The organism is Plantibacter sp. lyk4-40-MEA-4 (assembly GCF_030209415.1).
Taxonomy (GTDB): domain Bacteria; phylum Actinomycetota; class Actinomycetes; order Actinomycetales; family Microbacteriaceae; genus Plantibacter; species Plantibacter flavus_A.
Window position 1 is genome coordinate 393,735 of the sequence record NZ_JARVSA010000002.1, and the last position, 23,744, is coordinate 417,478.

23 protein-coding genes are annotated in these 23,744 nt (G+C 70.2%); 11 read left to right on the forward strand and 12 right to left on the reverse strand.

Annotated elements, in window-relative coordinates; genetic code table 11:
• The first annotated feature begins 2 nt into the window (after positions 1-2).
• Positions 3-992, forward strand: coding sequence for an MBL fold metallo-hydrolase (locus QRN44_RS03930; RefSeq protein WP_285038313.1), 990 nt, complete (start codon positions 3-5; stop codon positions 990-992).
• 9 nt (positions 993-1,001) lie between these two features.
• Here the strand turns inward: QRN44_RS03930 and QRN44_RS03935 are convergent, their stop codons facing one another.
• The 4 genes from QRN44_RS03935 to QRN44_RS03950 form a co-directional block, all read right to left on the reverse strand.
• Entirely contained in the window at positions 1,002-1,490 is a 489-nt protein-coding gene (locus QRN44_RS03935) for a hypothetical protein (RefSeq protein ID WP_285038314.1), read from the reverse strand.
• A gap of 124 nt (positions 1,491-1,614) precedes the next feature.
• The gene (locus QRN44_RS03940) at positions 1,615-2,130 is read right to left on the reverse strand and encodes a DUF427 domain-containing protein (RefSeq protein ID WP_064296061.1); all 516 of its coding nucleotides are present in this window, start codon (positions 2,128-2,130) and stop codon (positions 1,615-1,617) included.
• A 40-nt stretch (positions 2,131-2,170) separates the two neighbouring features.
• On the reverse strand, positions 2,171-2,599 hold the full coding sequence (locus QRN44_RS03945; protein WP_285038315.1) for a hypothetical protein: 429 nt from the start codon (positions 2,597-2,599) through the stop codon (positions 2,171-2,173).
• Positions 2,596-3,207: a helix-turn-helix domain-containing protein gene (locus tag QRN44_RS03950; protein ID WP_285038316.1), complete on the reverse strand. Its 612-nt coding sequence runs from the start codon at positions 3,205-3,207 to the stop codon at positions 2,596-2,598. The genes QRN44_RS03945 and QRN44_RS03950 overlap by 4 nt, the downstream gene beginning before the upstream one ends.
• Before the next feature lie 109 nt (positions 3,208-3,316).
• Between QRN44_RS03950 and QRN44_RS03955 the strand changes: the two genes are divergently transcribed.
• Entirely contained in the window at positions 3,317-4,288 is a 972-nt protein-coding gene (locus QRN44_RS03955) for an NAD(P)/FAD-dependent oxidoreductase (protein WP_285038317.1), read from the forward strand.
• 93 nt (positions 4,289-4,381) lie between these two features.
• Complete coding sequence (locus tag QRN44_RS03960; protein ID WP_285038318.1) at positions 4,382-4,756, forward strand: iron chaperone; 375 nt, start codon at positions 4,382-4,384, stop codon at positions 4,754-4,756.
• 15 nt (positions 4,757-4,771) lie between these two features.
• Here QRN44_RS03960 and QRN44_RS03965 read toward each other — a convergent pair whose 3' ends face one another.
• From QRN44_RS03965 to QRN44_RS03980, 4 genes are all read right to left on the reverse strand, one after another.
• On the reverse strand, positions 4,772-5,974 hold the full coding sequence (locus tag QRN44_RS03965; RefSeq protein WP_285038319.1) for an SLC13 family permease: 1,203 nt from the start codon (positions 5,972-5,974) through the stop codon (positions 4,772-4,774).
• A gap of 102 nt (positions 5,975-6,076) precedes the next feature.
• The gene (locus QRN44_RS03970; protein ID WP_285038320.1) at positions 6,077-6,454 is read right to left on the reverse strand and encodes a DUF1801 domain-containing protein; all 378 of its coding nucleotides are present in this window, start codon (positions 6,452-6,454) and stop codon (positions 6,077-6,079) included.
• Positions 6,455-6,458: 4 nt separating this feature from the next.
• Positions 6,459-7,763 (reverse strand): C40 family peptidase, encoded by a 1,305-nt coding sequence (locus tag QRN44_RS03975; protein ID WP_285038321.1) that lies wholly within the window; start codon positions 7,761-7,763, stop codon positions 6,459-6,461.
• A 382-nt stretch (positions 7,764-8,145) separates the two neighbouring features.
• Positions 8,146-8,631, reverse strand: coding sequence for a MarR family winged helix-turn-helix transcriptional regulator (locus tag QRN44_RS03980; RefSeq protein WP_231884389.1), 486 nt, complete (start codon positions 8,629-8,631; stop codon positions 8,146-8,148).
• Between the two features lie 485 nt (positions 8,632-9,116).
• Here QRN44_RS03980 and QRN44_RS03985 point away from each other — a divergent pair, with 485 nt between their 5' ends.
• From QRN44_RS03985 to QRN44_RS03995, 3 genes are all read left to right on the forward strand, one after another.
• Positions 9,117-10,661 carry a sugar transferase gene (locus QRN44_RS03985; protein ID WP_285038322.1) on the forward strand — a complete coding sequence of 515 codons (1,545 nt, stop codon included), beginning with the start codon at positions 9,117-9,119 and terminating at the stop codon, positions 10,659-10,661.
• A gap of 415 nt (positions 10,662-11,076) precedes the next feature.
• The gene (locus QRN44_RS03990) at positions 11,077-11,871 is read left to right on the forward strand and encodes a CDP-alcohol phosphatidyltransferase family protein (RefSeq protein WP_285038323.1); all 795 of its coding nucleotides are present in this window, start codon (positions 11,077-11,079) and stop codon (positions 11,869-11,871) included.
• Positions 11,868-13,079, forward strand: a complete 1,212-nt coding sequence (locus QRN44_RS03995; protein WP_285038324.1) for a glycosyltransferase family 4 protein — start codon at positions 11,868-11,870, stop codon at positions 13,077-13,079. The genes QRN44_RS03990 and QRN44_RS03995 overlap by 4 nt, the downstream gene beginning before the upstream one ends.
• A 94-nt stretch (positions 13,080-13,173) precedes the next feature.
• Here QRN44_RS03995 and QRN44_RS04000 read toward each other — a convergent pair whose 3' ends face one another.
• From QRN44_RS04000 to QRN44_RS04015, 4 genes are all read right to left on the reverse strand, one after another.
• Positions 13,174-14,091, reverse strand: coding sequence for a hypothetical protein (locus QRN44_RS04000; RefSeq protein ID WP_285038325.1), 918 nt, complete (start codon positions 14,089-14,091; stop codon positions 13,174-13,176).
• Positions 14,076-15,218 carry a Gfo/Idh/MocA family protein gene (locus QRN44_RS04005; protein WP_197977383.1) on the reverse strand — a complete coding sequence of 381 codons (1,143 nt, stop codon included), beginning with the start codon at positions 15,216-15,218 and terminating at the stop codon, positions 14,076-14,078. The genes QRN44_RS04000 and QRN44_RS04005 overlap by 16 nt, the downstream gene beginning before the upstream one ends.
• Positions 15,211-16,362 (reverse strand): DUF1972 domain-containing protein, encoded by a 1,152-nt coding sequence (locus QRN44_RS04010; protein ID WP_285038326.1) that lies wholly within the window; start codon positions 16,360-16,362, stop codon positions 15,211-15,213. The genes QRN44_RS04005 and QRN44_RS04010 overlap by 8 nt, the downstream gene beginning before the upstream one ends.
• Positions 16,363-16,523: 161 nt before the next feature.
• Entirely contained in the window at positions 16,524-17,159 is a 636-nt protein-coding gene (locus tag QRN44_RS04015; RefSeq protein WP_071259737.1) for an arsenate reductase/protein-tyrosine-phosphatase family protein, read from the reverse strand.
• A gap of 251 nt (positions 17,160-17,410) precedes the next feature.
• On the opposite strand from QRN44_RS04015, the gene QRN44_RS04020 reads away from it, so the two are divergent.
• From QRN44_RS04020 to QRN44_RS04040, 5 genes are all read left to right on the forward strand, one after another.
• Positions 17,411-18,853: a tyrosine-protein kinase domain-containing protein gene (locus QRN44_RS04020; protein WP_285038327.1), complete on the forward strand. Its 1,443-nt coding sequence runs from the start codon at positions 17,411-17,413 to the stop codon at positions 18,851-18,853.
• Positions 18,854-18,892: 39 nt separating this feature from the next.
• The gene (locus QRN44_RS04025) at positions 18,893-19,996 is read left to right on the forward strand and encodes a glycosyltransferase family 4 protein (RefSeq protein ID WP_285038328.1); all 1,104 of its coding nucleotides are present in this window, start codon (positions 18,893-18,895) and stop codon (positions 19,994-19,996) included.
• Positions 19,996-21,345 (forward strand): oligosaccharide flippase family protein, encoded by a 1,350-nt coding sequence (locus QRN44_RS04030; protein WP_285038329.1) that lies wholly within the window; start codon positions 19,996-19,998, stop codon positions 21,343-21,345. The genes QRN44_RS04025 and QRN44_RS04030 overlap by 1 nt, the downstream gene beginning before the upstream one ends.
• Before the next feature lie 148 nt (positions 21,346-21,493).
• A complete protein-coding gene (locus QRN44_RS04035; RefSeq protein ID WP_285038330.1) occupies positions 21,494-22,750 on the forward strand; it encodes a hypothetical protein in 1,257 nt (418 codons plus the stop codon).
• The gene (locus QRN44_RS04040) at positions 22,747-23,682 is read left to right on the forward strand and encodes a glycosyltransferase (RefSeq protein ID WP_079001526.1); all 936 of its coding nucleotides are present in this window, start codon (positions 22,747-22,749) and stop codon (positions 23,680-23,682) included. The genes QRN44_RS04035 and QRN44_RS04040 overlap by 4 nt, the downstream gene beginning before the upstream one ends.
• Positions 23,683-23,744: the final 62 nt, after the last annotated feature.

The following is a 23,744-nucleotide window of genomic DNA, read 5'->3' on the forward strand; positions in this document are numbered from 1 at the left end:
CCATGATCACCTCATCGAGCGAATCCCAGGCTGCCGCCTTCCGCGACGGCCGGATCCCTGCGACGGAGCACCTCGACGCCGACACGGTCGTCATCGCCGTCCCGACCGGCGACCCCGGCAATCCGTTCACCCTCTGCTCGGTCCTCTTCGGCACCGACGGTCGCGCGATCGTCGTCGACCCCGGAACCGACACCCCCGAGGGCCGCGAACATCTGCTGCAGGAGCTCCGCGGCATCGGGGTGACGACGCTCACGGGCGTCGTCGTGACCCACCTGCACCCCGATCACCTGGGACTCGCCGGCACCCTCCGCGACGAGCTCGCCGCACCGGTCCTCATGCACCGGCTCGAGGACGAGGCGGCCGGCTCCACGCCGCCGGGCCCCGCCGATCTCGCTGCAGCACTGGACGAGTGGGGTGTCCCGGCGGACGACACGACCGTGCGCCCCTGGGCCACCGGTGCGACGGCACCCGCCGGGCACCTCGGCGACACCCGCGCGGACCGGACGCTCGAGGACGGCGAGCTGCTGACGCTCCCCGGTCGCTCGATCAGGGTCCTGCACACACCCGGCCACACGACGGGTCACCTCACCCTCCGCGATGAGGACCGCGGCTACCTCTTCACGGGCGACCACGTGCTGCCGACGATCTTCTCCGGCCTCGGCCTCGGGGCGCGCACCTCGGAGAACCCGGTGACGGCCTACCTGTCGTCGCTCGACCGCGTCCGCGGCTACGACGGCGATCAGGTGGTCCCCGGACACGGCTTCCGGTTCACGGGACTCGCGGACCGCTGCGACCAGCTGGCCGCGCACCATCTGCGGCGAGCCGACGAGGTGCGCGCCGTCCTGGCTGACGACCCCGACGCGAGCGTGTGGACCATCGCCTCCCGCATCGGCTGGTCGGCAGGATGGGACGCACTGACCGGTCTCCTGCGCGTCTCGGCCCTCACGCAGACCGACTGGCACCGGGCGCGCCTTCAGCAGCTCGCCGGCTGACCGTCCGCGCTACCGGCTGAGGCCGACCCACCCGGCTCGACGACGCGCCAGCGCCCGTTCGAAGGCGTAGAGCCCACCGCCGGCCGCCACTCCGGCGGCGAGCACCGCGAACACGACGACCCCGATCGTCGAGGCGAGTCCGATGGGTGCGGCGATGAGGCCGCCGACGATCAGGACGAGGAAGGCCGCACCACCACCGGCGATCCAGGCCCGGTGGACCGGGCCCCGCTCGCCCCAGTGGTCGAGGATGCCGAGCGCCAGCAGCGCGCCGACCGCCCCGACCGCGGCGAGCATCCCACCGACGAGTCCGCCGACGAGGACGGCGATCCCGCCGGGATCGGCCGGATGCATCGAGACGGTCCCGACCGCCCCGAAGAGCTCCGCACCGGCCGCGAGGGCCGCACCGGCGACCGCACCGACGCTGACGGCGAGGCCGAACAGCGGGACGACACGGAGGAGGGACCAACCCGGGTCCGCTGCTTCATCGAACACGTCCATGGCTTCGACCGCCTCCTGCGCGCCTCGTCGTCGACAGCGCTTGGCGCTCAGCGTGGCATGCGGGTGCACGGTGCTCCAGGGCGTTGCGCGCGACGGAGGGGCGGGTGTAGGGCGGCGGCGTCCGCTACCAGCCGCGCGTGCCCGGGGCGCCCTTGAACGGCCCGACGATCCCCGGCGTGATCCATCCGCCGTAGAAGTCGCCCTCCTGCGCCTGCACCGGCACCCCGTCGACCTCGCAGGCGTCCATGCGTCCCGGATAGACCGCGATCATGCCGAACAGCGGCGCGTATCCCGGGCGTGGATCGGGGTAGGTCCACGCGGCGGCACCGGCGACCTCGTCGCCCACCCGCACGTCGAGGTAGTGGGCCTCGCCTTTGAACTCGCACATGGTCGTCCCGTCGACCGGCACCAGGACCCCGGGCGAGAAGTCCGCCGCCGGCACGTAGTACACCGGCGGGTGGCTCGTCTCCAGGACCCGGACCGCGGCCGTCGACTCCGCGATGACCGTGCCACCGAACCGGATCACGACGCGCTCGTCGCGCGGCTCGACCCGCGGCGGACGCGGGTACTCCCAGACGGACTCCTCACCGGGTCCGGGCTGGACGGGCAGGGGGCGGCGGAATCGCGAGGAGTCGGGCATCTCCCCATGCTGCCCGGTCCACCTGAGCGACGACCGCGAATCAGGCGCGCCGGCCCGCTGGCCGGAGCGCCAGCCAGAGCAACCAGGTGCCGGCAGCGGCGTAGCCGACCAACAGCAGCACGACAGCCGTCGACCCGAGGTCGTAGACGACGGGGATCACCGGGGAGCCACCGACGCCGGCGTCCGTCGACTTCCAGTTCGCGCTCAGGAGGGCCAGGACGAGCAGTGCCGCGGCGCTCGCGAGGACTGGTCCGCCGGTGGCCCAGACCTTCTGCCTGGTCGTCCAGGCGCGCGACCGCCACAGCATGACCATGCCGGCCACCCAGCCGACGAACGGCACGACGAGCCCGCCGAGCATCACGAACAGGGCCGCCGTGATCGCGAACCCGCGGCGTTCGAGGAGCTGCTCCGCGAACGGCCGGTCGTCCTCGGGTGGGCGGGCGCCCTCCTCGTCATCACGTCCGATCATGCGATCCTCCTCGTCGACGTCGCGCGGACGTGCATCCGTTCACCCTGCTTGCCGAACAGGCTGAGGAACTCCACCGCTGCGGCCTCGGCCCGGCCGAACCAGTGCGGGACGCGGGTGTCGAACTCGGCGACCTCACCCGCGGTGAGCACGATGTCCTGGTCGCCGAGGAGGAGCCGCAACCGGCCGTTGAGGACGTAGAGCCACTCGTAGCCCTCGTGGACCTTCTGCGTCTCAGGCGTCTGCGGGCCGTCGCCGCCGTGGATGATGCTCTTGAACGCGTGGAGGCCGCCCGATCGACGCGTCAGCGGCACGATCGTCTGGCCGTGCCGCTGGACGGGCTTCAGATGCACGCGGGGATCACCCGTCTGCGGAGCACCGACGAGGTCGTCCAGGGGCACCTGGTGCGCCTTGGCGAGCGGGAGGAGCAGCTCGAGGTTCGGTCGGCGCTGGCCGGACTCGAGCCGGGAGAGGGTGGAGACCGAGATGCCCGTCTCCGCCGACAATGCGGCGAGGGTGGTGCCGCGATGCTGCCGGATGGCTCGCAGCCTCGGCCCGACGGCATCCAGGACACCGTCGATGGACCGTTGCTCGTCGTGTGCATGCGCCATGGGTCGATTCTCGCGCGCACGTTGCCGCTTCGGCAAGGGTTCTTGCCAGTTCGGCACCAGTCGGCGCACCCTGGACACCTCCCAGCACGTCGAACGAACGGAACGACCCATGAGCACTCCCGCCACTCCAGCAACCACCACCGACCTCGTCGACGCCGTCATCGTCGGCGGGGGCGCCGCCGGGCTCAGCGCAGCCATCATGCTCGGACGATCACGACGGTCCGTGATCGTCGTCGACGGCGGCGAGCCCCGGAACGCACCCGCCGACGGCGTCCACGGTTTCCTGACCCGAGAGGGCACCCCGCCTCGCGAGCTCCTGCGCCTCGGCCGCGTGGAGGTGGCGTCGTACGGCGTCCGCGTCGTCGACGGTCAGGTCGTCGATGCCGGGCGCGACGATGACGGGTTCACCCTGACGACGGCGGACGGCGCGATCGTCCGAGGCCGCCGCCTCCTCATCGCCACCGGCACCGCCGACGAGCTCCCACCCATCCCCGGCCTCTGGGAGCGGTTCGGCCGCGACGCCCTCCACTGCCCCTACTGCCACGGCTGGGAGGTCCAGGACCGCGTGATCGGTGTCCTCGGCACGAACGCGGAGTCCGCAGCCCACCAGGCGCAGCTGTTCCGGCAGCTGAGCGACCGGGTCGTCGTGCTCCGCAACACCGCGGGCGCCTTCACGTCGGAGCAGGAGGCGGCGTTCGCGGCGCGCGGCATCGAGGTGGTCGACGGCGTCGTGGAGCGGCTCGAGATCGCCGACGACCGGCTCGTCGGCGTGCGCCTGGACGACGGCCGCACCGTCCCCGTCGAGGCGCTGGCCGTCGCCCCGGTCAACCGGGTGCGCGCCGAGGCGTTCGCCGGTCTCGGGCTCCACACGCGACCGCACCCCCGCGGAGCCGAGTTCGGCGATGCGATCGGCGTCGACGAGCTGGGTGCCACCTCGGTGCCGGGCGTCTGGGCGGCCGGCGACGTCACGAACCTGCGTACGCAGGTCCTCCAGGCGGCGGCGGCCGGATCGATGGCCGGCGCGATCATGAACGCCGACCTCGTCCAGGAGGACGTGCGGCGCGCCCTCGCGAAGCGGTAGAACCACCACTGTCGCGCGAGACTCGGACATGGGACGATGACGGCACGGGGGCCCGACGGCTCCCGTGCCGTGTCCGTTCCGACGAGGAGAGACATGCCGGGTGCACCCACCACGATCGACGATTATCTCGCCGCGCAACCCGCCGACGCCGCGGACGCCATCGAGGAGATCCGACTCCGCGTCCACCGCATCGTGCCTGGAGTCACCGAGGCCATCCGGTACGGCATGCCGACGTTCATGCTCGACGACCGCTACCTGCTGTACCTCGGCGCCTGGAAGCACCACATCGCCCTCTACTCGATCCCCCCGTTCGACGGCCCCCTCCAGAACGCCGTCGCCGACTACCGGGCGGCGAAGGACACGCTGCAGTTCCCGTTCAGCCGGCCGATCCCCTTCGACCTCATCGACCGGATCGTCACGGAGCTGTTGGAGCGGCGCCGGGCGGCCGACGCGCGCCACGAGCATTAGGGCGGCGCTGGGACGTCACGGCAGTATGGCGCCTGCACCCTGCGCCAGCCAGAGCCCGACGGTGGCGAGGGCCACCGTCAGCGGGGCGACCACGAACCCGAGCGCGATGAACCGGCCCCAACGGAACTCGACGTCCGCCGCGGTGAGCCGCGCGTGCCAGAGCAGGGTCGCGAGCGCGGCCCACGGGGTGATGAGCGCGCCCGCGTTCACGCCGACGAGCAGGGCGGCGAACCGCACGGGGTCGCCGGCCACCGGCTCCAGGGCGAGGTACGCCGGGAGGTTGTCGACGAGATTGGCGCTCGCCATCCCGACGCCAGCCAGCTGCAGGAGCGCCAGGAGCGAGTCGCCGGTCCCCGCGATGGACGCGAGCGCCCGCGCGAGCCCGAGGGCGTGAGCCGCCTCGACCACGAGGAACAGTCCTGAGGCGAGCAGGACGAGCTGCCACGGGACGAGCGCCGGACGCAACGCCGCCGGACGCCGGACGAGGAACACGACGACGAGGATCACCGCCGCACCGACCGCCGACATCCACACCGGGATACCCGACACCAGCAGTGGCAGGAGCACTAGCACCACGAGCCCGGACGTCCACAGCAGCACCCGGTCGTCGTCCTGCGCCTCCACGTCCACCGTGTAGGCACCGGCGAGCTGGCGGCGGTACACGATCGCGAGGACCACGCACGGGACCACGACCGCGATGATCGCGGGGACGACCATGAGCGCTGCGAAACCACCGGGACCGAGCGGGCCGCCGCCCGACGCCGTGGCGGCCTCGTCGATCGCGTGCTCGGCGAGGAGGTTGGTGAGGTTCGACACCGGCAACAGCAACGACGCTGTGCACGCCAGCCAGACGGTGGTCAGGGCGAACGGCACCGGCGACAGCCCCGCGTGCCGCGCGAGCGTGATGACGACCGGTGTCAGGAGGACGGCCGTGGTGTCGAGCGAGAGGAAGACGGTGCTGAGCGTGGCCAGCGCGACGACGAGCAACCAGAGCAACCAGGTGCTCCCCCGACCCCAGCGCACGAGCCGCGAGGCGACGAGGGTGAACAGGCCGGCGTCGGCAGCGAGTTCGGCGACGACGGTGATCGCGACGACGAACAGGAGGATCGGCCACACGCGGTCGGCGATGCCGAGGGCCTCCGGGGCTGGGAGGACACCGGTGAGGATCGCGATCGTCCCGATGACGAGCAGCACGACGCCGAGCACGGCACTGCGCACGAGGCCTCCTTCACGACGGGTCCGTCGGTGCGCTGTCGCCCGCTCGGCAGTCGATCATACGACGGCTCGCCGACCGCGTGCCCCTGCGCTCGTCGACGGGTGTCAGGCCCGCACCCAGCGCCCGATGAGTTCGAGCAGGGCGGGCTCGGCGGCGGCCGCCGCTTCGATGGTCGAGAAGGTGACGACTCCGCGGTCCGGCGCCGCCCACGCCACGAGACCGGAGGGGTCGTCGAACCGGAACGCGTCGGTGTCGTCCCGCTGATGCACCCCGCGGTGCAGGATGATCCGGATACGGTTCGCCGGATGGAGCGCGAAGGTGACGCGGTCCTCGCCGTCGTAGACGAAGCTCGGCGCCTTCCACTTCAGGTGCTCCGACAACCCCGTGTCCGAGGCCATGATCGCCTCGCGCAGACGGACGACCGCCGGCTTCAGCTGGTGCGTGAGGGACGCGAGGTAGGCGTCGACCTCGGCGGAGCTCATGGGATCAACCCGTCGGGCGACCGACGTAGGGTGCGACGTCGCCGGAGCCCCAGATGCCGCCGACACGGGTACCGGCCCGCTCGTTGGCCGCCTCGACGATCTGGCCGTTCCCGAGGTAGATGGCGACGTGGTAGTAGTCGTAGCCGCTCGACCAGAAGATGAGGTCGCCACGCTGCTTCTGGCTGTAGGGCACGAGGCGTCCCTGCGACTGCATCGTGTAGTACTGGTTCGTCGCCGAATGCGTCCCGATGCCGCTGCCGTAGGCCGCGCGGGTGAGCCCCGAGCAGTCCCAGACGTTCGGACCGGAACCGCCGAGCTGGTAGCCCTTGCCGACCTGGGCGAGCGCGAAGGCGATCGCCGACTCGACGCCGGCGGAGTCCGGAGGTGCGACCGAGCCGCCGCCACCGCCACCGCCACCGCCGCTGGACGCACCGCCGCCGCCACCGCTCGATCCGCCGCCCCCGGACGAACCGCCGCCCGAGGCGGGAGGGGTGTTGGCCGCGGCTGCCGCCGCCGCTGCAGCCGCCTCCGCCGCCTGACGAGCGGACTCGCCGGCCGCGTACCCGCGCTCGGTCTCGGCGGTGGTGTTCTTCAACGAGGCGAGCTGCGCGTAGAGCTGGTCGGCCTGCTGCTCCTGGGCCGCCACGGCTGCGGATGCCGCCGCCGAGGCGCTCTCCGCCTCGTCGTACTTCGTCTGCGCTTCGCCCTCGAGGCGTTCGCGTTCGGTCTTCGCGACCTCCGCCTGGTCGGTCAGCCCGCTCGCCGCGTTGCGGTCGGTCACCGCCTCGGCGTAGCTCGCGGCGTTCCGCTCGCCCAGCTTGTCCATGACGGACAGTCGGGACAACAGGTCGTCGGACTTCCCGGCGCCGAGGACGAGGTCGAGCGAGACGTCGCCGCCGCCGCCGCGAGACAGCTGCGCGATGAGCGCACCGGCGCGCTGCTTCGAGACCTTGGCAGCGGCCGCAGCGGCCTCGGCCTGCTCGCGCAGGGCCGACTCGCGGGCGGTCGCCTCGGTCACGGCGTCCTGCGCCTGACGATAGGCCTCGGCGGCGATCTGCGCCGTGCGGAACGCGGCGTCGGACTGCTCCTGCAGCGAGGTGATGAGTGCGGTGATGTTCGTGATCTCGGCGGCTTTCGCGGACTCACTCGACTTGGCCGCTTCGACGTCGGCCCAGCTCGGGTAGTCGTCCGCATGGGCCGGTAGTGCACCGACGGTGAGTGACGCGGTGACGACGCCGACGGAGAGGGCCATCGCCAGCCAGGGACGGCGGCGGCCGTACTGCGCACCGGGCGTTCGTGCGGGGGTCATCATTCTCCAGTCCGACGACACGATCACGGCGACCTCGGCGGGTCGCGGCCGTCATCCTGTCACAACAGTCACAATAGAAACTTTGATCACACTAGCCACTCTCGCCCCGGAGCACCAGCTCGAATCCCCCCGGACGGGGTACTGCTGTGCCTGGGTGCGCCTCTGAGCGGACACCCGAAGGGCAGCCCCGACCGGACGCCCGCATCACGACGGTTCCCCGTGGGCACTTCGACAAGCTCAGTGACCGGAAGAGGCGCACCCGAAACCGGTCTGGTCCCTGAGCCTGTCGAAGGGCAGCCCCGATTGGACGCCCGCATCACGACGGTTCCCCGTGGGCATTTCGACAAGCTCAGTGACCGGGGTGGGCGCGTCGGGCCACGGGTCAGGCGGGTTCGACGTCCTCGGGCGACCAACGGGCGGACTCGCCCGAACGGATGATCGCAAGCAGCTGGGACCGCAACGCCGACTCGTCGGGCAGTTCCGGGAAGACGTCGGCCTCCAGCCGGTGTGCGGCGAGCCAGGCCTCATCACCCGCAGTCGTCCGGCTCACCACGTGACGGCGACGGTCGTCGACCGCGGCGATGCGCTCGATGTGGCCGGCCCGCTCCAGTCGGTCGAGCGTGCGCGACATGGTCTGGTTCTGCACGCGGGCTCGACGGGCGAGCTCCTTCTGACTGGCGGGCCCGCTGTCGAGCAGGTGCAGCACGATGAGCCCGGCGTGGGTCACCCCGATGCCGTCGAGGGCCTGCTGCCAGGTGTGCTCGATCAGTCGCGACGCCGTGGAGAGGAGGCGCCCGGTCGGCCAATCGGCCATGGGATCGCGGGCGGCGTCGGCGATCGCGCCATCGGTCGCGCGCGCTCCATCCATGGCACCAATGTAGTCGCTGAGCGTGCGGCCGAGCCGCCACCCATCACCGGCGTGACGTGGGCGGACCGTGCTGTCCCCCACCGGGCAGCGGCGAGAGCGACCGACGAGGTCCGTCGTCGTTTCGGCCGATGACGACGGAATCGCGCGTCGAGGACCCCTGACACCCCCAGCATTGGGGGCGGTGACCCCCCTGGAGTGGGGGATCCGCCGATGACCCCCGCTTTCTACAGTTGAGGGATATCCAAGGGGGACGCTCATCTCGACCGGGTTCACCGGTCGATCGTGGGTACACGAGTGACGTCGCGTTCTCCGCGGGCGGCCCGAACCGCCCATGTGCACCGCACACCAGAATCGCACCCGAACCCCACCATCGGACAACACCCCATGACGACGTACCCGAACCGCCGTCGGTCCTTCCGACAGGCCGCTCCGCACGCGCGGACCGAGGCCTTCACCGCACTCCTCCCCGAGGGGCCGGTGCACGCGTGAGCGCGGAGATCAACGACAACCCCTTCCCGTTGAGCGCTCCGATCGCGAGCCCGATCGGCCTCCGACGCCGTCGCGCCGCAGCGGCCGGCGCGGAGTCCTCCACCGCCGCGGTGAAGTCCCTGACCCAGCGCGAGTGGTCGCGGCGCTACCGTCGCTGGCTCATCCTCACCGACAGCGTCATCGCACTCTTCGCCGTCTCCGCCGCATTCGTCGTGCGGTTCGGCGACGACCCGGTCGGCCCCGAGGCCCAGCAGCTCTATGTCCTGCTGTCGGGCGTCATCGTGTTCGTCTGGCTCGCCTTCCTCGGCTTCACCAGGACCCGGGACAGCCGCATCATCGGTTCCGGCGTCGCCGAGTACAAGCGCGTCGTCAACGCCAGCGCGTTCGCCTTCGGCATCCTCGCCATCGTCTTCCTCATCCTGAAGATCGACATCGCGCGGGGGTACTTCATCCTCGCGCTCCCCGCCGGGACACTCGCGCTCCTCGCCTCCCGCTGGATGTGGCGCCGCTGGCTCCTCAGCCGCCGCCGAGTCGGCGAGTACACCGCGCGCACCGTCGTCGTCGGCAAGCGCGACGACGTCGCGTACGTCCTCGAACAGGTCGCGAAGCAGCACAGCATGAGTTACACCGTCGTCGGAGCCGCCGTCGTCGACCAGGAGACCGCCGAGCCGTTCTCCAGCCGAGGGACCTCCGTCCCCGTCATCGCACACATCGACGGCGTCGCCCAGGCCGCTGCGAACCTGACCGCCGACGCCGTCATCATCGCCGGCCCCGTCGACGGCGGCAGCGACTACGTCCGTCGCCTCGGGTGGGACCTCGAGGGCACGGCGACCGAACTGGTGCTCGCGGCTCGTCTCACCGACGTGGCCGGGCCGCGCATCCACTTCCGGCCCGTCGAGGAGCTGCCCCTCATCCACGTGGAGATCCCGCAGTTCGAGGGTGGTCACCACATCATGAAGCGGGCGCTCGACATCGGCCTCACGAGCCTCGGGATGCTGCTCATCTCGCCGCTGCTGGCGCTCATCGCCCTCGCCGTCAAGCTCGACAGCCCGGGTCCCGTGCTCTTCCGCCAGGAGCGCGTCGGGCGCAACGGTGAGCGGTTCACGATGTTCAAGTTCCGGTCGATGATCACCGACGCGGAAGCCGCCCTCCCAGCCCTCATGGCGCAGAGCGAGGGCAACGGCGTGCTCTTCAAGATGAGGAACGACCCGCGGGTCACCCGTGTCGGGCGCATCCTGCGCAAGTACTCCCTCGACGAGTTCCCACAGCTGTGGAACATCCTGACCGGCGACATGAGCCTCGTCGGACCACGGCCGCCGCTGGCGAGCGAGGTCGCCGAGTACGAGAAGGACGTCCACCGCCGCCTGCACATCAAGCCGGGCCTCACGGGCATGTGGCAGGTCTCCGGGCGTTCCGACCTGACATGGGAGGAGAGCGTCCGCCTGGACCTCTACTACGTGGAGAACTGGTCCATCACGGGCGACCTGATGATCATGTGGCAGACCGTCAAGGTGGTACTCAAACCGGTCGGCGCGTACTGATGCGCGGGCCACTGTCGGTGATGCCCCCAAAGCGAGGGGTGTCCTGCAAAAAGAGGACAAATCCCCTTCCAGAGGGGACAACACTTCGATACAGTCGTCTCCATCACCGCCAGCAGTCGCACGGCGAGTCACCCGAAAACGGCTCGATCGCACGGCTGCTCACTGGTGGGAGCCGCACACCCGAACCCGCCCGCGACGCACCGCAGCGACGACTTACCCGAGTCGTCGACGCATCACGTCCGGCACCGTGCGCGCCTCGCCACGATCCCCGCGACCCGGTACCCGACCGGTCGCGGAACACCCGAATCCGGGCGCGCCTTCGTCGCCCGACCGCTCACGACCGCTCACCCGAAGCAGCGATCGCCTGCAGCGCCCACATGAGAACACAAGGACCGGCATGACCCGAACTGCCCCCATGACTCAGCCCACGGAAGACCCCGACGTCGCCGAGCGGTACTCCGACATCGTCGCCCGTCTCGCCGGTGCACAGAAGAAGCGGACGCGAGGCGCTCCGGCGTACTCGATCTACGTCAACCGCAAGGCGGGTCGCTACCTCGCCGCGGCGGCGTACCAGCTCGGTCTCACGCCGAACATGGTCACCGTGATCAGCGCGGTCTTCACGTTCAGCGGCATCGTCATGCTCGCGACCCTGCCCCCGAGCATCGGTCTCGGTGTCGGCGTGTGGCTCTGTCTCGCGATCGGGTACGCCTTCGACTCCGCCGACGGCCAGGTCGCGCGACTGCGCGGCGGCGGATCACCGTCCGGTGAGTGGCTCGACCACGTCATCGACGCGACGAAGATCTCCTCCCTGCACCTCGCCGTCCTCATCAGCGCATTCCGGTTCTTCGAGCTGCCGACGCCAGCGCTGCTGCTCGTCCCCATCGGCTACTGCGTCGTGGCGGCCGTCGCGTTCTTCGCGATCATCCTCAACGAGCAGCTCAAGCGGGTCTACGGTGCCGATCCGGCTCCGGAGAACGGTCACAGCACCATCCTGCGCTCGCTGCTCGTCATCCCGACCGACTACGGCTTCCTCTGCCTGGTCTTCGTCCTCCTCGGTGCCCCGCAGATGTTCTTCGCCGCCTACACCCTCATGTTCCTCGCCAATGGCGGTCACCTGCTGCTCGCCTCGGTCAAGTGGTTCCGTGACATGGAACGGCTCGGCTCCGTCGTGACTGCATCCGGCGGGCAGCCCGTCGCACTCGGCCGGTGACCGCCATCGACGCATCGGAGACCACCCTGGACGCTCACGAGCTCGCCGGCGCCTCGGCCACCGACGCCGGGCGAACGGTCCTCATCGCGAATCCATCGGGTGACGTTTACGGGTCCGACCTGCAGATGCTCGAAAGCATCACCGCCTTCGTCGAGCGCGGGTACCGGGTGATCGTCGCCCTCCCCGCCGACGGCAAGCTGGTCCCGAGGCTGCTCGGCCGCGGCGCGGAGGTCCGGTTCGTCCCCTTCCCCGTCCTGCGTCGGGCCAACGCCTCGCTGGGCGGCGTCGCCTCGCTCGCGATGGACGGTCTGCGATCCGTCCGCTTCCTGCGCAAGGTCATCGAGGAGATCGCCCCGACCGCGGTCTACGTCAACACCGTGACGCTTCCGTGGTGGATCCTCGCCGCACGCCTGACGCGCACACCGGTCGTCTGCCACGTGCACGAGGCGGAGACCGCGGACGGCAGACTGGTCCGCTTCGCCCTGAACTCGCCCCTGATCCTCGCCGACGCGCTCATCGTCATCAGCCGTGCAGCGGTCGAGGCGACCACCACGGCCGCTCCAGGACTCGCCGGGAAGGTCCGGCTCGTCTTCAACGGCGTCGCCGGCCCGGATATCGATCCCCTGCCGGCGCCGATCGGTTCCGAACCGCATCGACTCGCGATCGTGGCCAGGCTCTCCCCGCGGAAGGGGCCCGACATCGCGCTCGACGCGGTCGGGATCTTACGCCGCGCCGGACGCGACGTGCGGATCGAGATCGCGGGTACGCCGTTCGAGGGGTACGAGTGGTTCGAGCAGCAGCTCCGGGACCGTGCCGACCGACCGGACCTCCGGGGCGCGGTCACCTTCTCGGGCTACGTCTCGCCGATCTGGCCGGCGCTGGAGCGCGCGCACCTCGTCGTCGCCCCCTCGCTCCGGGAACCCTTCGGCAACGCCGTGGTCGAGGCCCAGCTGGCGCTGCGACCCGTCGTCGCATCAGCAGCGCTCGGTCACCTGGAGAGCATCGAGGACGGCGCGACCGGCCTGCTCGTGCCGGCGGGTGACGCCGAGGCCATGGCCGCAGCGGTCGCCGAGCTCCTCGACGATCCGGACCGGAGCGCACGGATCGCCGACCGGGCCCGCCGCTCGGCGCAGGAGCGCTTCTCCCCGGAGCGCTATCGATCAGAGATCATCCAGGTGATCGAGTCCGTCCGTCGCGTCCGCGTCTGACGGCGAGGTCCCCGACGGGCAACGCACCGACCACACGAGGAACGGCCCCTGGCATGCCAGGGGCCGTTCCTCGTGTGGTCGGACTCGTGCCGGATCACACCCCGAAGAACTCGTCGACCAGGCGTCGCGTGCTCTGGATGTTCTGCCGGCTGGAGGCACCGAACACCATCGACTCGATGTTCGGCTGCTCGGAGAGCCATTCGATCGCCTCGCGCGGCGGGATCGCACCGGACGCGTAGACGGACATCGCGACGGCACGGAACCGGCGGCCCTCGAGCACCCGCTGGTAGCCCTCGATCCCTCCCGACATGCGGAAGCCGATCTTGTTGATGTTCGAGCACACGATCGGGTTGTCGAGGCCGGCCTCGTCCAAGGCGTCGAGCAGCAGGGGCAGGTTCATCGTGATGAACCCGGGCTGCGCGTGGTACTTCGTGCGCACGTGGTGATCGAAGATGGCGAACGCGTCCTTGAACCCGAGACCGAGCAGGAGGTCGACGACGACGTTCTGCAGCCAGATCACCGGCGTCTCGACGCCTCGGAACATCGCCATCTCGGCGTCGATGAGCAGCGTGATGATGCCCTCGACGTCCTTCGTGGCGAACGCCTTGCCGCCACGCAAGGCGGCGTTCATCAGGCCCTCCTCAGGCAGGAAGCGCTTGAGCGCACCGAGCATGCCGTTCTCCGTGACGGCGTCCGCGTACTTGTGCGCGTACGGCATGCACGGTTGGAACGTGAAGTCGGCGTACCGCGTCGGGTCGAGCCGTACCCGCTCCGCGACCTCGGCGATCCGGTCGTGTGTGGTGCACATGAACGAGGTGATGCCCTCGTCGTACGCGACGTCGAGCACGTCCATGATCGCGCCGGTGTCCTGGAAGCGCATGGCCTGGGCGCGCGCCTTCTCCTCCGACATGTGGTTGACGCCGAAGAACTGGTTGTCTCCGAACAGGAGCCGGGGAAGCTTCGGGGCAGCTGTCGCGGCCGCGCCGGTCTGGGTCTCTACGCTCGTCGCCATGGGAGGAGGCCTTTCTTCTTCGCGACGGGAGCGGGTGCGGCCGTCGCGGCTCGGGTGGACGGGCCTGCCGCCGCGTCGATGGTGAGGAGTTCGAGGACGTGGTCGGTGGCGGCCGCGCTGGTGAAGGAGTTCGTCCCCAGCACGGCGCCCTCGACGACCCGGGTGACGAAGTGGTCCAGCTGTGCGCTGTACTCCTCGCCCCGCAGGTAGTACCAGACCTCGTCGGTGAGCTCGGTGGTGTACTTGACGTTCCAGCCGGTCTCGTAACCCTCGATCTCGGGCGCGGTGTCGCGCAGGTAGACCTGGCATTCCTGGCGGTCGGCGTGGATCCGACCGGCGGTCCCGGTGATGGTGATCTGCGTGGTCATCTTGCGGTAGGACTCGTCCGACCAGTTGACGGAGAGCTGCGCGCTGACGCCGGCGTCGAAGAACAGGGTCGAGAAGACCTCGTCCTCGGTGTGCTCGGAGAACACGCTGCCGAGGACCGTGCCCCCGACGCCGATCGGCTCACCGGCGTACCAGGTGAGGAGGTCGACGGGGTGGGCGGCGTAGTCGTAGAGGCAGCCACCACCCTCGTTGCGGTTGCTCCGCCAGGTCGAGCCGCGCGACTTCAACACGACGGGACCGTAGGCCTCCGCCTGGATGTGCGTGACGCGACCGATCGCACCGAGGTCGAGCAGACGCTTGACCTCGCGGAACGCACCCACGAAGCGGTTGTGGTACCCGACCTGGGTCACGACGCCGCGACGCTCGGCGAGTGCCGCGAGCTCGTCGGAGTCGGCCGCGCTCAGGCTGAGCGGCTTCTCGCAGAAGATGTGGAGACCACGCTCGAGCACCGACTTCACCATGGGTGCGTGGAACTTCGTCGGGGTCGCGATGATGACCGCGTCGAGCTCGACCGCGGCCAGCATCTCGTCCACCGAGGTGAAGGTCTTGAGGCCGGTGTACTTGCCGAGGACGTCGAGGATGTAGCCGGTCGAGTCGACGACCGCGTCGACGCTCACCCACGGGTGGGCCTTGATCATGGCGAGGTGGGAGAGGCCCATCTTGCCGAGCCCGATCACACCGACCCGCACGCGGGCCGTCTCGATGGGCACTTCCGCGGCCGGGGCGTTCGTTTCAGACACGTGCGACACGTGCACCTCCAAGATAGGTCTGCAGGACGGTTTCGTATTGGCCGGCGACGTGCTCCCAGGTGAACTCCTCGGCGTGCCGCGCGGACGCGGCGGAGGACAGGGCGGCACGGCGGGCGGGGTTCTGGAGCAGCTCGCCGATCCGTGCGGCGGCGTCACGGGCGGTGGTGAAGTAGAGGGCGCCGTCGCCGGCGACCCATCGGTTGTACGGGTTGTCGTGGGCGATCACGGCGTTCCCGGCGGCCATCGCCTCGACGAGCGAGGGGTTCGTGCCGCCCACGGTGTGCCCGTGGAGGTAGCCGAGCGCGTGGAATCGGAGGGCGGCGAGCTCGTCGGGGTCGTAGACCGACCCGACGAACGCGACCTCGTCGCTCGCGGCGTCGACGACGGCGCGGTGGTACGGGTCCGTCTCCGGGGTGTAGGTGCCGAAGACGGCGAGGGTGACGCCACGCCGTTCGGCCGAGAACGCCTGCACGAGCTCCAGGATCGTGTTCTCCGGGATCGGGCGGCAGATCAGCGTCAGGTACTCCCCCGGCGTCAGCCCGTGGGCCGTCAGCGGTGCGACGGGTGCCGAGTCGACACGGTGTGCGCCGTAGGTGATCGTCGTGAGCTTCGACCGCTTCGCCTTCTTCGCGAGGTAGGTCTCGATCTCGGGGTGGTCGGCGATGAGCGTGTTCCCGACCCAGCACGCGATGCGTTCGTTCACGTAGAGGATCGCCTGCTTCATGAACCCCCAGCGCGCCCGTGACCATTCGATGCCGTCCATGTTGATGACGTTCGGGATGCCTTTGAGACGCTGCAGGACGTTGAAGACGGCGGTGTTGTAGCCGAACGTGAGGCAGACGTCGTCGAACCGCAAGGCGTGTCCGATCGACTTCAGGTCGAACAGCGAGGTGCCCTTCCACCCGTCCGGACCGACGGGGATCGTCACGCGTTCGATGCCGCGCCAGTCGTCCTCGACGATCGGCCCGTCGCCGTCGGACTGGCAGTACACGATGACGCGCCAGCCCTGATCCCGGAGGAAGACGGCGATGTTCTCGGCTGCCGTCTCGAACCCTCCGTAGGCCGCCGGGATCCCGTGCGTGCCGAGGATGCGAACCGTCGGCTGCCCCTGACGCCGTGCAGCGTTGTCCCCCATCGAGCTTCTCCTCATCGCTCCAGGCGCCGTTCGGGCGGCGCGGACACGGAGCGTGTCTCGGCTGGAATGTTGAAGAGCCTACCGCCCAACATTCGTCGGAAAACGGGAAAATCGCGCCCTGCGTACCCCCAAAGACAGGGGTAGTGATGACCCTCGAACCGCTACCGCGCGAGGGCTTCCACAGCGGCGCCGAACCGCTCGACCGAGCGCTGGACGGACCGCAGGGTCGCCCGGTGCGCCCGCTTGCCGAGGTTGTGTCCGTCGGCGATGTCGAGCGGGTCGACGTCGCTCCCGAATCGCGCGAACAGCCCGGTGCGTTCCGGCTTCGGAGCAGGAGCGAGACCCCGACGGGCGTTGAGCAGGGCCGCCAGGTCGGACAGACGCTGATCGGCCGTCGTGCCGGCACCGGGTCGCCAGGTGGCGATCGCCTGGTCGGGCGCTTCGGCGAGCGCTGCCGCCTCGCGGAGGGTGAAGACCTTCGAACGGGCCTCGGGAGAGAGTTTGGCGAGGGCGGAGCGCTCGGCGCGGCTCGCGGTCAGCACGAGCCCCGCACCACCGATCATCGACTTGGTGACGCGGCGTGCACGATGAGCCGACGCCTTCGGCCCCTCAGCCGGCAGGCCGAGGATCGCGGCCGCGTCAGCGCACATCTCGTGCCCGCGACTGACCTCGATGCCGGCGCTCGAGCAGACGAGGCGGTCGAAGCCGGGAATGGTCGAGAACCGGGCTTGGAGGAGCTGTTCCGCGAGCGGGGAGCGACAGACGTTGGCACTGCACACTACGAGGATCCGCGCCATGACGTCCTTCGGTTTTCACTCGGGGGAAGAATTCCGACAATCGTAGCGTGAGCGCCACACCCCCTTGACCGACACCGAAGGAGACCGTCCTGAACCCCGTCGAACGGGGGTCATCCGCGGGGGTGGACACCCTCGGACTGGGGGTCATCAAACGGCCCGTACCCCCCTGAGTGGGGGCGTCTTTCCCCTGATAAACGGGGAAATCGTCGGTACGCTGAGGTGTTGGGTGTCAACAAACCAGGGGGAGTCAGATGGATCTCGGCGACTACATCGCAACGCTGCGCAAGCAGTGGATCGTCATCGTGGTGCTCGCACTCGTCGGCGCGACCGGAGCCTACGTCTTCGCACAGACGATGGCACCGCAGTACCGTTCCACGACGAGCGTGTTCGTGACCACCGAGGCCGGCAACTCCACGACCGAACTGGTCCAGGGATCCACGTACGTGCAGAACCTCGTGCAGTCCTACGCCGTCCTCGCGTCCTCCCCGATCGTGCTCGAGCCGGTCATCAACGAGCTCGGTCTCGACATGAGCGTCCAGGACCTCGCGGAAGCGGTCACCGCCGACGCGCCCCTCAACACGGTGATCGTCGAGATCTCCGCAGTGTCGACGAGCGCCGAGCAGGCGCAGAGCATCGCCGCCGCCGTGGCGAACTCCCTGTCCTCCGCGGTGGACGGCATCTCCCCGAGGGACGACCAGGACCGCCCGGCCGTCCAGCTCACGATCATCGCGCCGGCCAAGCTCCCCATCTTCGCCTTCGCGCCCAACACCAAACTCCTCGTCGCCGGAGGCGGACTCGGCGGCCTGCTCATCGGCGTGCTGTACGCGTTCGGCCGGGAGCTCCTCGACACGAGGATCCGGTCGCTGCGCGAGCTGCAACAGGTCTCCGACACACCCGTCCTCACCACGGTCGCCCGCACACGGAAGGGCGAGCTGCCGACGCAGGCCATGATGCGGAACCCGAACGGCATGATCGCCGAGGGCTTCCGGAGCCTCGCGACGAACCTCAGTTTCGCCGACGTCGACGAACGGATCACCTCCGTCATCGTCACCTCAGCACTCCCCGGTGAGGGCAAGAGCACCGTCGCGCTCGGTCTCGCCCTCGCGATGACCGAACGCGCGCCGCGCGTCCTCCTCATCGACGCGGACCTCCGCCGCCCTTCGATCGCCGGCTACACCCAGATCGAAGGCGAGGTCGGCTTGACCAGTGTCCTCGTGGGCGACATCACCCTCGATGAGGCCGTGCAGTCCTGGGGTCGCGGCAACCTCGACGTCCTCGCCTCCGGCGGGGTGCCGCCGAACCCGAGCCAGCTCCTCGCCTCCGACGCGATGCGCCAGCTGGTGGACCGCGCCAAGGAGTCGTACGACTTCGTCGTCATCGACACCGCGCCGATCATCCCGGTCACCGACCCGCTCTGGCTCACGCACATGACCGACGGTGCGATCGTCGTCTCCCGCTACAAGTCGACCCGCCGCCAGCAGCTCCACCGCGCGCTCGAGACGCTCGACGGCGCGAACGCCCGCACGATCGGGCTGGTCCTCAACGGCCTCAAGCAGGACGAGACGAGTTCCTACTACCGCTACAACTCCTACCGCTCGGCTCCGGAGACCGTCCCGCTCGGCCCACCCGCTGCGGGAGGGGCCACCCCCGCGGCGAACGACGCGGCGCGCACGCCGTCCATGGCCGGCCGCTGAGCCGCTGCCCGACGACGCGCCCGAAGGGACCGAGGAACGATGCCAACACCCGCTCGCCTGAGCCACCGCCGCGCCAGGCTGTACGAGGTCGTCCGCACCGCGCACCTCGAACGGGCCCGTGAACTGGCGCCTGCGAGCATCGTCTACCGTCGCCGCCGCTACGACTTCGACCCGAGCGTCGCCCCGGGCGTCGAGCTCGTCCAGGCCGAGCCGATGGCCGCAGCACGGCTGCTCGTCCGCTCCGGCGTGACCGCGCTCGAGGTCAACGAGCCGCTCCAACTGTCCACCGCCATCGCCACCCTGAGCACCCTGATCGCCCTCGACCTGCGCGCACGCCCCCGTGGAACACCGCCGCTCGTGGTGACGTACGCCATCGAGAACCTCGACCCGATGTCCGCCCGCCCCGCCCGCCTCCGGTCGCGCGTCAAACTCCGGGCGCAGCGATGGGCCGCCGGTCGGGTGTGGCGTCGTCTCGATCGGATCGTCTACGGGACGACCGGGGCCCGCGATCTGCACGCCAGGGTTCTGCCTGCGCGACGCGACCTCGAGTCCACGGTCATCGAAGCCCTGCCCGCGCCCATGCCCGAGCGGAGCGACATCGTCCGGAACCCCCTGCAGGTCGTCTTCCTCGGAGCCCTCGTCGAGCGGAAGGGCTTCCCCCTGCTCGTCGAAGCCTGGTCGACCGTCCTGCAGCGCGAACCGCTCGCCTCCCTCGTCATCCTCGGCTCCGGCGAGCTCGAGCCCGCAGCGACCGCGCTCAGCGACCGCCACCCGTCCGTCACCTTCCACCGCGACCCGGCACGCTCCGTGATCTTCGACACCCTCGCCGCGAGCCGCGCACTCGTCCTGCCCTCTCAGCCACGTCCGGACTGGCGCGAGCAGGTCGGCCTGCCGATCGTCGAGGGCCTCGCCGCCGGCTGCCTCGTGGTGACCACGACCGAGACCGGCGTCGCCGGCTGGCTGGACGAGCACGGCCACCGGGTCATCGAGCCGGGGGACGACGCGGTGGCGCTCGCCGAAGCCCTGCTCGCGACGCTCGCCAGCACCCGGACCCCGGAGGACGTGCTCGCGGACCTTCCCGCCCGTGACGGCCGTCTCGCCGCCGACACCTGGCTGTTCCGTGACGCCGGCGGTGATCGCTGATGGCGCGCGGCAGGGGCGGCATCTGGGCCTCCGTCAGCCAGACGGCCGTCGCGAAGATCTTTGTGATGGGGCTCTCCGGCGTCCTCGGCATCTTCACGAGCCGGATGATCATCGAACACTTCGGCTCCGGCGCCTACGCCCAGTACGGGCTGCTGACGAGCCTGCCGGCCCTGCTGCCGTTCGCCGACCTCGGCATCGCCGCCGTCGTCATCAACGCCATCGCCGGATCCGACGACCCGAAGCGCGACCTGCAGGTGCGGCGTTCGATCGTGACGGCGTTCCGGATCCTCACCGTGTCGGGCGCGGTCATCATGCTCGTCGCCATCCTCATCACCGTCCTCGACCTGTGGCCGGCGATCCTCGGCAACGGCCTCGCACCCGACGGCGGCAGCGTCGCGGCGTTTCTCTGCCTCGCGACGTTCGGACTCGTCCTGCCGATGACCGTCGGTCAACGCATCCTCATCGGAGTCGGTAAGACGAGCACCCAGGTCGCGACGCAGGCGATCGCCGCTCCGGCGATCTTCCTCGGCGTGTGGCTCTTCGTCGTCACCGGGTTCGACGGCGGCTCCTTCGTCGCCGTCCTCTCCTACGCGGCGAGCGGCGTCGTCGCCGCCGTCTGCCTGGTGCTCGCCGCGCGCTCGATCAGGCCGCAGGTCTGGCAGGCGATGAAGGAGGTGCCCAAGCTCCGCAGCGCTCCGGGCGTCCCCGCCTTCGCCCTCGCCTGGCCGATGGTCGTCCAGATGATCGCCTTGCCCATCGCCATGCAGACCGACCGCTTGCTGCTCAGCCACCTGACGACCGGACCGGAACTCGCCCAGTACAACCTCGCGACGCAGCTCTTCGGGCTCGTCATCCAGACGATCGGTGCGGCCGGGCTGGCCCTGTGGCCGATCTATGCCAAGGCGCGGTCCGCGAAGCGCGTCGAGTCGCCGCTCGTCCCGACGCTGTGGTTCCTCGGCGGCGGGCTCGCCCTCGCGGTCGTCCTCGCGGCGATCTCCCCGTGGATCGCCGGGTTCGTCTCCGACGGCGAGATCACCCTCGGTTGGCCGATCCTCGTCTCCTACGTCGTGTTCGTCGCCCTCCAGGCCGCGAAGTACCCGGTCGGGATGTACATGACGGACGCGAAGGGGCTCCAGTTCCAGGTCCTCCCCATCCTGTTCATGGTGCCGCTCAACCTCGGCCTCTCCTGGGTGCTCATCCCCGTCCTCGGTGCCGCAGGTCCCATCGTCGGATCCGCGGTCGCCGTCGCGATCTGCCAGGTCGTCCCGAACCTCTGGTACGTCCAGCGCGACCTCGCGAGGCGACGCCGGCTCGCGACGGAAGCGGAGCCCGTCGATGTCGCTCGCTGACCCGAAGACGACGGCGGGCCCGACGGGGACCGCAAGCCCGCGGTGGCGTGCGGCCCGCCCGCGGCGCGTATCGCGGGGCACCGTCGGAGCACCCGCGGACGAGCGGCTCGAACCGCTCCCGGTCCTGCGACCGCCGGCCGATCCGACCATGGCGACGGTCCACCGCATCATCGCGATCGTGTTCCTCGTGCTCCTCGGCGCTCGCCTCCAGGTCTTCCAGGGCTTCACCGTGGGCTTCGGCGTGGCCCTGATCCTGCTCCCCCTCTGGATGGGCGAGCTCCGGAGGTACCGTGGCGGAGTACCCCTGCTCCTCGGCGGGGTCGCTGCAGCGGTGTCGGGGCTCTGGCTCACGGCTGCGATGGCCGACGACCACCAGACCGGCCAGGGCGTCGCCATCGGTGCGACCATCGTGCTCCTCGGCCCACTCGTGTCGGTCGCGTGCATCGTCTGGACCCGGACGGTCTTGACGCCGTCGCACATCATCGTGTTCTACGGCCTCGGACTGCTCGTCCGTGCCGTCATCGCTGGCCCGGGCGGTACCGCCTACATGACGAACGTGTGGAAGTTCCAGTACTCGGTCCCACTGACCGTGATCCTGCTCGGACTGGCCCTGGCGACCCGCCGCCGCTGGATCGAGGTCGCCGTCGTCGCCGCCCTCGCAGCCGTGTCGATCCTCAACGACTCGCGGTCGCTGTTCGCGATCCTGCTCCTGACCCTCTGCCTCGTCGCCTGGCAGATGCGCTCCGCCGGCAGGAGCCGCAAGGCGTCGACCGCACGGGTCATCATCGGGATCGGCATCGCCGCGGCGTTCGTGTTCAACGTCGGCCAGGCCCTGCTCCTCGACGGGGTGTTCGGCGCGGAGACCCAGAGTCGCACCGTCGCGCAACTCGATCAGTCGGGATCCATCCTGCTCGGCGGACGACCGGAGCTCGCCGCGACCGCCGCCCTCTTCCTCCATCAGCCGGCGGGGTACGGGAGCGGCACCTACGCCTCTCTGAGCGACGTGCTGGTCGCCAAGACCGGTATGGCCTCCATCGGGTACGACCCGAACAACGGCTATGTCGAACGCTTCATGTTCGGTACCGGGTTCGAGGTCCACTCCACCATCGGCGACCTCTGGGTCCGCTTCGGCCTCATCGGGCTCGCCCTGGCCGTGCTGATCGCCTGGCTCACCATCTACGGCCTCGGGCACGGCATCGCACGGCGCAACGCGAGCGCGGTCGTCATCTTCCTGGGGGTGCGGACCTGTTGGGACCTCTTCTTCAGTCCGCTCTACAGTTCCGTCCCGACCCTCACCCTGTTCCTGGGGCTCGCCCTCATCCTGAAGGTCGGCACCGACGGCCCTGCTGCGGGACGACACCAGGCGGCCCTCGCGTCCGAGCACCGTCGGGGGGACGCAGCATGACCGGACCCGTGCGTTCACCCGAGCGGATCGGCATCGTCGTCGTGAACTACGGCGACCCCGCACTCCTCGAGCAGCACCTCGCGACCCTGACCCGCGCCGTACCCGGCCTCCGGACCGTCGTCGTCGACAACTACTCCTCCCCTGCAGCCCGCGACGCCGTCACTCGGCTCGCCGACGCGGAACGCTGGGACGTCATCCTGCCCGACGACAACCTCGGATTCGGCGCCGGCATGAACCTCGGCGTCGCCCGGGCGATCGAACTCGGCGTCGAGCAGGTGCTGCTCCTCAACCCGGACGCGTCGCTCACGCCCGAGGCGCTCGACGTGCTCTCGCATCGTTGCGCCGAGCAGCCGATGACGATGCTCGCTCCGCGGATCGAGCGACCGGACGGCAGCCTGTGGTTCGACGGGGTGGACCTGTATCTGCACGACGGGACGATCCGATCGCGGAGACGACGCGAGGACCACCCCGGGGCAGCCGTGGCGCCGTGGTTGAGCGGTGCCTGCCTCATGCTCAGCACGGAACTCTGGGCGCGCACCGGCGGCTTCCACGACGCCTACTTCCTCTACTGGGAGGATGTCGACCTGTCGCACCGCGTCGTCGCCGTCGGCGGCTCGCTGGCCGTCGTCGAGGAGGCCACCGCCGTCCACGACGAGGGCGGCACCCACGACCGCTCGGACGCCGCCTCGGCACGTGCCAAGTCGACGACCTACTACTACTTCAACATCCGGAACCGTCTCGTCTACGCGGCCGAACATCTCTCGCCGGCCGAGGTGCGGGCCTGGAGACGCTCGACCATCCCCGTGGCCTGGTCCGTGCTCCTGCAGGGCGGTCGTCGGCAGTTCCTCAGCACCCGCAGCCCCCTCCGTGCGGGCGTCCGCGGGGTCGTCGACGGGCTCCGGCTCTCGAAGGCCGCCGCGCGCGGACGCTGACGCACGCGGTCACGCAGCCAGGCCATCGCCTCGGCGTCGCCGCTGCGCGTGGACGCCTCCCC

Coding starts and splice junctions, on each gene's coding strand:
- QRN44_RS03930 (WP_285038313.1), top strand. CDS start 3: ATGATCACCTCATCGAGCGAATCCCAGGCTGCCGCCTTCCGCGACGGC.
- QRN44_RS03935 (WP_285038314.1), bottom strand. CDS start 1,490: ATGGACGTGTTCGATGAAGCAGCGGACCCGGGTTGGTCCCTCCTCCGT.
- QRN44_RS03940 (WP_064296061.1), bottom strand. CDS start 2,130: ATGCCCGACTCCTCGCGATTCCGCCGCCCCCTGCCCGTCCAGCCCGGA.
- QRN44_RS03945 (WP_285038315.1), bottom strand. CDS start 2,599: ATGATCGGACGTGATGACGAGGAGGGCGCCCGCCCACCCGAGGACGAC.
- QRN44_RS03950 (WP_285038316.1), bottom strand. CDS start 3,207: ATGGCGCATGCACACGACGAGCAACGGTCCATCGACGGTGTCCTGGAT.
- QRN44_RS03955 (WP_285038317.1), top strand. CDS start 3,317: ATGAGCACTCCCGCCACTCCAGCAACCACCACCGACCTCGTCGACGCC.
- QRN44_RS03960 (WP_285038318.1), top strand. CDS start 4,382: ATGCCGGGTGCACCCACCACGATCGACGATTATCTCGCCGCGCAACCC.
- QRN44_RS03970 (WP_285038320.1), bottom strand. CDS start 6,454: ATGAGCTCCGCCGAGGTCGACGCCTACCTCGCGTCCCTCACGCACCAG.
- QRN44_RS03975 (WP_285038321.1), bottom strand. CDS start 7,763: ATGACCCCCGCACGAACGCCCGGTGCGCAGTACGGCCGCCGCCGTCCC.
- QRN44_RS03980 (WP_231884389.1), bottom strand. CDS start 8,631: ATGGATGGAGCGCGCGCGACCGATGGCGCGATCGCCGACGCCGCCCGC.
- QRN44_RS03990 (WP_285038323.1), top strand. CDS start 11,077: ATGACTCAGCCCACGGAAGACCCCGACGTCGCCGAGCGGTACTCCGAC.
- QRN44_RS04000 (WP_285038325.1), bottom strand. CDS start 14,091: ATGGCGACGAGCGTAGAGACCCAGACCGGCGCGGCCGCGACAGCTGCC.
- QRN44_RS04010 (WP_285038326.1), bottom strand. CDS start 16,362: ATGGGGGACAACGCTGCACGGCGTCAGGGGCAGCCGACGGTTCGCATC.
- QRN44_RS04015 (WP_071259737.1), bottom strand. CDS start 17,159: ATGGCGCGGATCCTCGTAGTGTGCAGTGCCAACGTCTGTCGCTCCCCG.
- QRN44_RS04020 (WP_285038327.1), top strand. CDS start 17,411: ATGGATCTCGGCGACTACATCGCAACGCTGCGCAAGCAGTGGATCGTC.
- QRN44_RS04025 (WP_285038328.1), top strand. CDS start 18,893: ATGCCAACACCCGCTCGCCTGAGCCACCGCCGCGCCAGGCTGTACGAG.
- QRN44_RS04030 (WP_285038329.1), top strand. CDS start 19,996: ATGGCGCGCGGCAGGGGCGGCATCTGGGCCTCCGTCAGCCAGACGGCC.
- QRN44_RS04035 (WP_285038330.1), top strand. CDS start 21,494: ATGGCGACGGTCCACCGCATCATCGCGATCGTGTTCCTCGTGCTCCTC.
- QRN44_RS04040 (WP_079001526.1), top strand. CDS start 22,747: ATGACCGGACCCGTGCGTTCACCCGAGCGGATCGGCATCGTCGTCGTG.